Raw genomic sequence first — 5,523 nt, 5'->3', positions numbered from 1 at the left:
GGCAGGGTGACGGCGGTCAACACGGCGGAGCATAGGGCCGGTCGACCACGTAGCTCTCCCATTCCTGCACCGTGATGCGCTGGCCCACGGCGGCACAGATCTCCGCCGCCGCACGGTCCGGATCGGTCTCCCAGAGCCGCAGTGCCTTCTCCGCGGTACCGGCGGCCAGGGTCCGTCCGTCCGGTGCGAACTCGACGACGAACACCGCGTCCGTGGGCGCGCTGAGGGTGGCGAGCCACTTGGGCGAGGACGGGTCTGTGACGTCCCATGTCCAAACCGTGCGGTCGTACCCTCCTGCGGCCAGTGTCTTCCCGTCCGGGCTGAAGGCAACCGAGTAGACGTAGTTCGTCGCGCCCACCAGCGGTGCGCCGACGCTGGCCGGGGCGTGTGGGTCGCGAAGGTCCCAGATCCTGACGGTCTTGTCGGCGCTGCCGGCCGCCAGCAACCGGCCCTGGGGACTGAAGACGACCGAATGCACGTAGCCTGCGAACCCCTCGAGCGTCGGCAGCGGTTCGGGCGCAGCAGGGCGGGTGATGTTCCACAGCCAGACTTTGTAGTCCAGGCTGCCGGCGGCCAGGAGGGTGTCGTCGGCGCTGAACGAGAGCGAATAGACGCTGTTCGCGGGACCGTCCAGACGCGCGGCGAGGGTGCCCCCGTTCCGGTTCGACAGATCCCACAACGTCACCGTGTGCTCGTCGGTGCCCACGGCCAGGAAACGGCCGTCGTGGCTGAACTCCAGCGTCTCGACGAGGCTGCTGCCGGTGCGCAACGGTAGTCCGAGCGTGGCCGGTCTGCCCGGGTCCGAGACGTCGAAGAGGACGACGCGCCCGTCGTCCATACCGCTGGCCACGGTCCGGCCGTCCGGGCTGATGCTCACCGAACCGGAGAACTTGGCGCCGGTGAGGGGGTTCGTGAGGACGACCCCGCGCTGCCCCGGATGTCTCGGGTCGGTGGTGTCCCAGAGTTCGTTCGTGTCCGGTGCGATCCCGGCACTGGTGACGAGCAGGCTCCCGCGGCCCGCGTACTCCATCGAGAACACGGAATTCGCCCGGTCGCCGATGACCTGACCCGGAACCGGCCACAGCCGCGTCACCCCGTCGGCAGCGACCGTGACCAAGGTCTTGCCGTCGTCGAGGAAGCCTGTCCCGGTGACCGGCCCCGGGTGGGGCAGGGTGACCACGATTCGCCCGGTAGCCCGGTCCCACAGCCGCACGGAACTGTCCGAACTGGCGGCCGCGACCGTCCGGCCGTCCGGTGCCACCGCGACCGCGTTCACCCGCCCGCTGGCGCCACTCAGCGAGGGAAGTGGAGCGGGATTCCGGAGGTCGGCGACGTTCCAGAGGTAGACGTTCTTGTCCGCGCTGCCCGCGACCAGCGTCCGATCGTCCCCGCTGAAGACGACGGAGTACACCTTGCCCGTGGGGCCGGTCAGGGGATTGCCCAGCGCTTGGGGCCGCCCGGCATCCGAAACATCCCAGAACGGTCGGCGGGCCGCCGCTGGCGACACGGTCGGCCAGGAAACCGATGGTGTGGAGGAACACTTGGCGATCGCGAGCCGCCACGGCCGTGCTGAACAGTTCTTCGAACTGGTCGACGATCAGCACGGCTCCGTCACGGGCGTCGGCCTCCAAGCGTCGCCGGAGCGCAGGAAGCAGGCAACGCCAGGCGAGATCCTCCGGCTCCTCGGAAGCGAGTTCCCGCGCGAGGTCCGCCTCGGCGACGCCGAGAAGGGCCGCCAGCCGGTGGCAGGGGGCCTCGCCGGGCGTCATGAACAGCGGCAGCCGGTTCCCCTCGGCCGCCGCGCCAACCGTCGGCATCACGCCGGCCCGGAGCACGGACGACTTCCCCGCGCCGGACGAGCCGACGACGAACAACGGACGCCCCCGTGACGGGCGTTCGCGGATGCGGGCCAGGATGAGTTCGGTGATGCGGGCGCGCCCGAAGAACCAGCCGGCGTCGTGCTGGTCGAAAGACTCCAGCCCCAGGTACGGGATCGGGCCGTCCGCCGGCTCGGGCCCGGGACGCTGCCGGATCCGGTCGATGGCTTCGAACCACCGGCGTACGGTGCCTTCGTCGGTGACGCCGAAGATCTTGAGCAGCCGGACGAATCCTTCGTTTCCGCCGCTCTGCGGAAGATTGCGGCCGTGAAGGTAACCGTTCAGCGTGGTCACCGGAATATCGGCCCGGCGGGCCGCCTCCCGCCCGGTGAGCCGAGCACGAATACGCAGTCCCTCCAGCGCGCGGCCGAACTCCTGACGATTCTTGATCTCCTCCGGAGCGAATTCGTGATCATCCACGAGTAGGCCCTCCCCTCGGTCCCCGGCGACAGAACCCTGGTCGCCCGCGGTTCCATGAACGTTTCGGAAAGCCGCCGGATTGCGGCGGAAAACCGGTTTGGCTCACCCGCCCGGCCCAGCGGCCACACCACCGGGGATGTACGAAACCGTTCGAACTCGTCATCACCGGGCCGGCCCGAACGTACCGACATGTTCGACCATCTCCGGCGAGCTTCCGCCGCGACCGCGATCGGACCTTGACTGGGCTGATCGACCGCTCGACCGACAAAGGGAGGATCACCATGATCAAAACCAGGAACCGGCGGTGGGCGCGGGTACTCGGAGCCACCGGCGCGGCGGGTGCCCTGCTCGTCGCCACGGCCGCCGCCGCCGATGCCAGCTGGTTCAGCGCGTACGTCGGCGCGAGCGGGGTGAACGTCCGCGACTGTTATCACCCGTCCGTGCACCTTCCGCCGAGCACCAGCTGCACGTACCAGACGAACCTGGGATCGGGGACACCGGTGCACATCGTGTGCCAGCGATCAGGCCAGAACATCTCCGGCGATCCGGTGTGGGATTACATCACCTACTCCGGCGGGGAAGGCTTCGCCGCCGACTACTACATCAACACCGGCTACGCTTCCTGGATCCCCGGAATCGACATCTGCACCTGACTCCCGCGCCAGTCCGGCCGGGGGTGCTCGTCGCCGTCCGCGGCGAGCACCCCCGGCCGCCGACCTGATCCGGCCGGCTCCACAGTCAGGTGCCGGCTTGACTGGTAGGCTCGTCAGAGGCTTGAATTCCGACGGAACGGAAGTGCGGTTCCATGCTTGAACTCGTACTCATTCCCAAGATATTTCCTCCGGCATTGCGCAACCAGCGGGCAATTCCCCGAAAAGTCTGAATCCCCGTGACGAAATCACCGTCGGCAAAACGACGGCCCTTGGCGAACGGATCCGGGTGGAGGGCGGATGCCGGACGAGCATGAGGACCACGCCGACGGCGGGAGCGCCAACGAGGTCTCCGGATCCGCCTCGGCCGTGGTTCAGGCCGGTTCCATCGTCGGCGACGTGCACCTGCACCCCGGCCGGCCCGCTGCCGCCCGGCCGCACGAGCTGCCCGCGGACGTGTACGCGTTCACCGACCGCGAAGAACAGCTCGCCGACATGGATCTGTTGCTCGCGTCCACCGAAGGGGAGCCGTCGACCGCCGCCGTGGTGATCTCCGCGGTTTCCGGTACCGCGGGGGTCGGCAAGACCGCGTTCGCGGCGCACTGGGCTCATCGCGTCAGCGAACGGTTTCCCGACGGCCAGCTCTACGTCAACCTGCGGGGTTACGGGCCCGATCGGCCGATGCCGCCCACCGAGGCGCTCGCCGGCTTCCTGCGCTCGCTCGGCGTACCGCACGAGGACATACCGTACGAGCTCGACGAACGAGCGGCGCGGTTCCGCAGCCTCGCCGCCGGGCAGCGGATGCTGATCGTGCTGGACAACGCGCGCTCCGCCGAGCAGGTCCGGCCGATGCTGCCGGGTACCTCGTCCTGCCTGGTCCTGGTCACGAGCCGCGACACCCTGCCCGGACTCATCTCCCGGGACGGGGCGCGCCGGGTCAATCTCGACCTCCTGCCGCACGGACAGGCGGTCTCACTGCTGCGCATGCTGATCGGCCCGCGGATCGACGCCGAGCCCCGAGCCGCCGACGCGCTGGTCCGGCACTGTGCCCGGCTTCCCCTCGCGCTGCGCATCGCCGCCGATCTCGCCGTCACGAACCCGGAACTGACGCTCGCCGAACTCGTCGACGAACTGGCGGACGAGCAGCGAAGGCTCGATCTGCTCGACGCCGGACACGATCCCTACACCGCGGTCCGCGCCGTGCTGTCCTGGTCGTACCGGAACCTCGAACCGGACGAAGCACGGACGTTCCGGTTGCTCGGCCTGCATCCCGGGCGCGAGTTCGATCCGGTCAGCGCCTCGGTGCTGGTCACCGGAACGCCGGAACGGGCACGCCGGCTGCTCGACTCACTCGTCCGTGGCCACCTGGTGGAGCGCACGCGCGGGGGCCGCTACCAGATGCACGACCTGCTCCGGGTGTACGCGGCCGACCTGGTGGCCCAGGAGGAAGCCGAGGAGATCCAGCAGGAAGCGCTCCGGCGGCTGTTCGACTTCTACCTGCGCACGGCATCGCTGGCGATGGACATCCTGCTCCCCCAGGAACGCGCCCGCCGCCCGGTGCTGCCGGGGACCGGTACCCGGGCCGATCTCGTCGACGACGACCAGGCGATGCGCTGGCTCGAGACCGAGCGGCCCACGTTCTCGGCCATCGCGGCGCAGACGGTGGACACCACGTGGACGGTCTACACGACCCTGTTGTCCGCGACCCTCTACCGCTTCTTCGACATCTGCGGGCACTTCGATGACGCCGTCACACTGCACAACCTCGCGGTCGTGGCGGGCAGGCAGGAGGACGACCAGGTCGCGATCGGCCGCGCGCTGCACAACCTCGGTGCCGTGTACCAGCGGCTCGGGCGTTACCTGGACGCCCGTGACTACCTGGAGCAGGCGATCACGGTGACCCACGAGGCCGGCGAGCCGAAGGTGGAGGCACTGGCGCTGGCCGACCTCGGCCATGTGCACATGCTGCTGGGCCGGCTCGACGATGCCCTCGAGTGCGATGGGCGGGCACTGGAGTTGTTCGAGGCCGGGACGGACCGCACCGGACAGGGACAGGTGCTCAACAACATGGGTCTCGTGCTGGACCGGCTGCACCGGTACGAGGAGTCGGCCGAACACTCCCAGCGGGCACTCGCGCTGTTCCGGGAGACCGGTGACCGGCCTCGGCAGGGATACGCCCTCAACGACATCGGCGTAGTGCTCCAGCACCTGTCGCGGTACCCGGAGGCGTTGAACTACCACGAAGAGGCCCTCGTCCTCGCTCGCGACACCCGCGACCGCGCACTGGAGGCGGAAGCGCTGAACGGGCTGGGCAACGCCACACGGCAGATCGAGGTTTCGGAATCGATCATCGACTACCACCGGGAAGCGTTGCACATCGCCGAGCGGATCGGTGATCGCCACGAACAGGCCCAAGCGCACGAAGGACTCGCCGAGACACACGAATCCTTGGGAAACCGTGCCGAAGCCCGGGAACGGTGGCGTTCGGCCTGGGAGATCTACCGCGAACTCGGCGCTCCGGAGGCCGTCGCGGCCGGTCGCCGGTTGTCCGCGCTGACCGAGTGATCACGTCGTCG

Annotated in this window: 4 protein-coding genes and 1 pseudogene; 3 read left to right on the top strand and 2 right to left on the bottom strand. The window is 69.2% G+C overall.

The window, feature by feature from the left end:
• Positions 1 to 16: 16 nt before the first annotated feature.
• Positions 17 to 1,507, bottom strand: a complete 1,491-nt coding sequence (locus tag ABZW17_RS22260; RefSeq protein ID WP_354817132.1) for a WD40 repeat domain-containing protein — start codon at positions 1,505 to 1,507, stop codon at positions 17 to 19.
• 64 nt (positions 1,508 to 1,571) lie between these two features.
• Positions 1,572 to 1,979, bottom strand: a pseudogene (locus ABZW17_RS22255) (hypothetical protein); the annotation flags it as partial.
• Between ABZW17_RS22255 and ABZW17_RS22250 the strand changes: the two are divergent.
• The 3 genes from ABZW17_RS22250 (at position 1,959) to ABZW17_RS22240 (ending at position 5,512) form a co-directional block, all read left to right on the top strand.
• Positions 1,959 to 2,303 (top strand): hypothetical protein, encoded by a 345-nt coding sequence (locus ABZW17_RS22250; RefSeq protein ID WP_354817129.1) that lies wholly within the window; start codon positions 1,959 to 1,961, stop codon positions 2,301 to 2,303. The pseudogene ABZW17_RS22255 and the gene ABZW17_RS22250 overlap by 21 nt on opposite strands.
• 275 nt (positions 2,304 to 2,578) lie before the next feature.
• Positions 2,579 to 2,950: a hypothetical protein gene (locus ABZW17_RS22245; protein WP_354817127.1), complete on the top strand. Its 372-nt coding sequence runs from the start codon at positions 2,579 to 2,581 to the stop codon at positions 2,948 to 2,950.
• Between the two features lie 297 nt (positions 2,951 to 3,247).
• Positions 3,248 to 5,512, top strand: coding sequence for a tetratricopeptide repeat protein (locus ABZW17_RS22240; RefSeq protein ID WP_354817124.1), 2,265 nt, complete (start codon positions 3,248 to 3,250; stop codon positions 5,510 to 5,512).
• The last annotated feature ends 11 nt before the right edge of the window (positions 5,513 to 5,523 follow it).

Origin of the sequence: Amycolatopsis sp. NPDC004625 (assembly GCF_040609695.1) — a bacterium.
Classification (GTDB): domain Bacteria; phylum Actinomycetota; class Actinomycetes; order Mycobacteriales; family Pseudonocardiaceae; genus Amycolatopsis.
This window is presented reverse-complemented; position numbering and strand designations above follow the sequence as displayed.

Excerpts from the sequence above, each read along its gene's own strand:
- ABZW17_RS22245 (WP_354817127.1), top strand. The coding sequence starts at position 2,579 with ATGATCAAAACCAGGAACCGGCGGTGGGCGCGGGTACTCGGAGCCACC.
- ABZW17_RS22240 (WP_354817124.1), top strand. The coding sequence starts at position 3,248 with ATGCCGGACGAGCATGAGGACCACGCCGACGGCGGGAGCGCCAACGAG.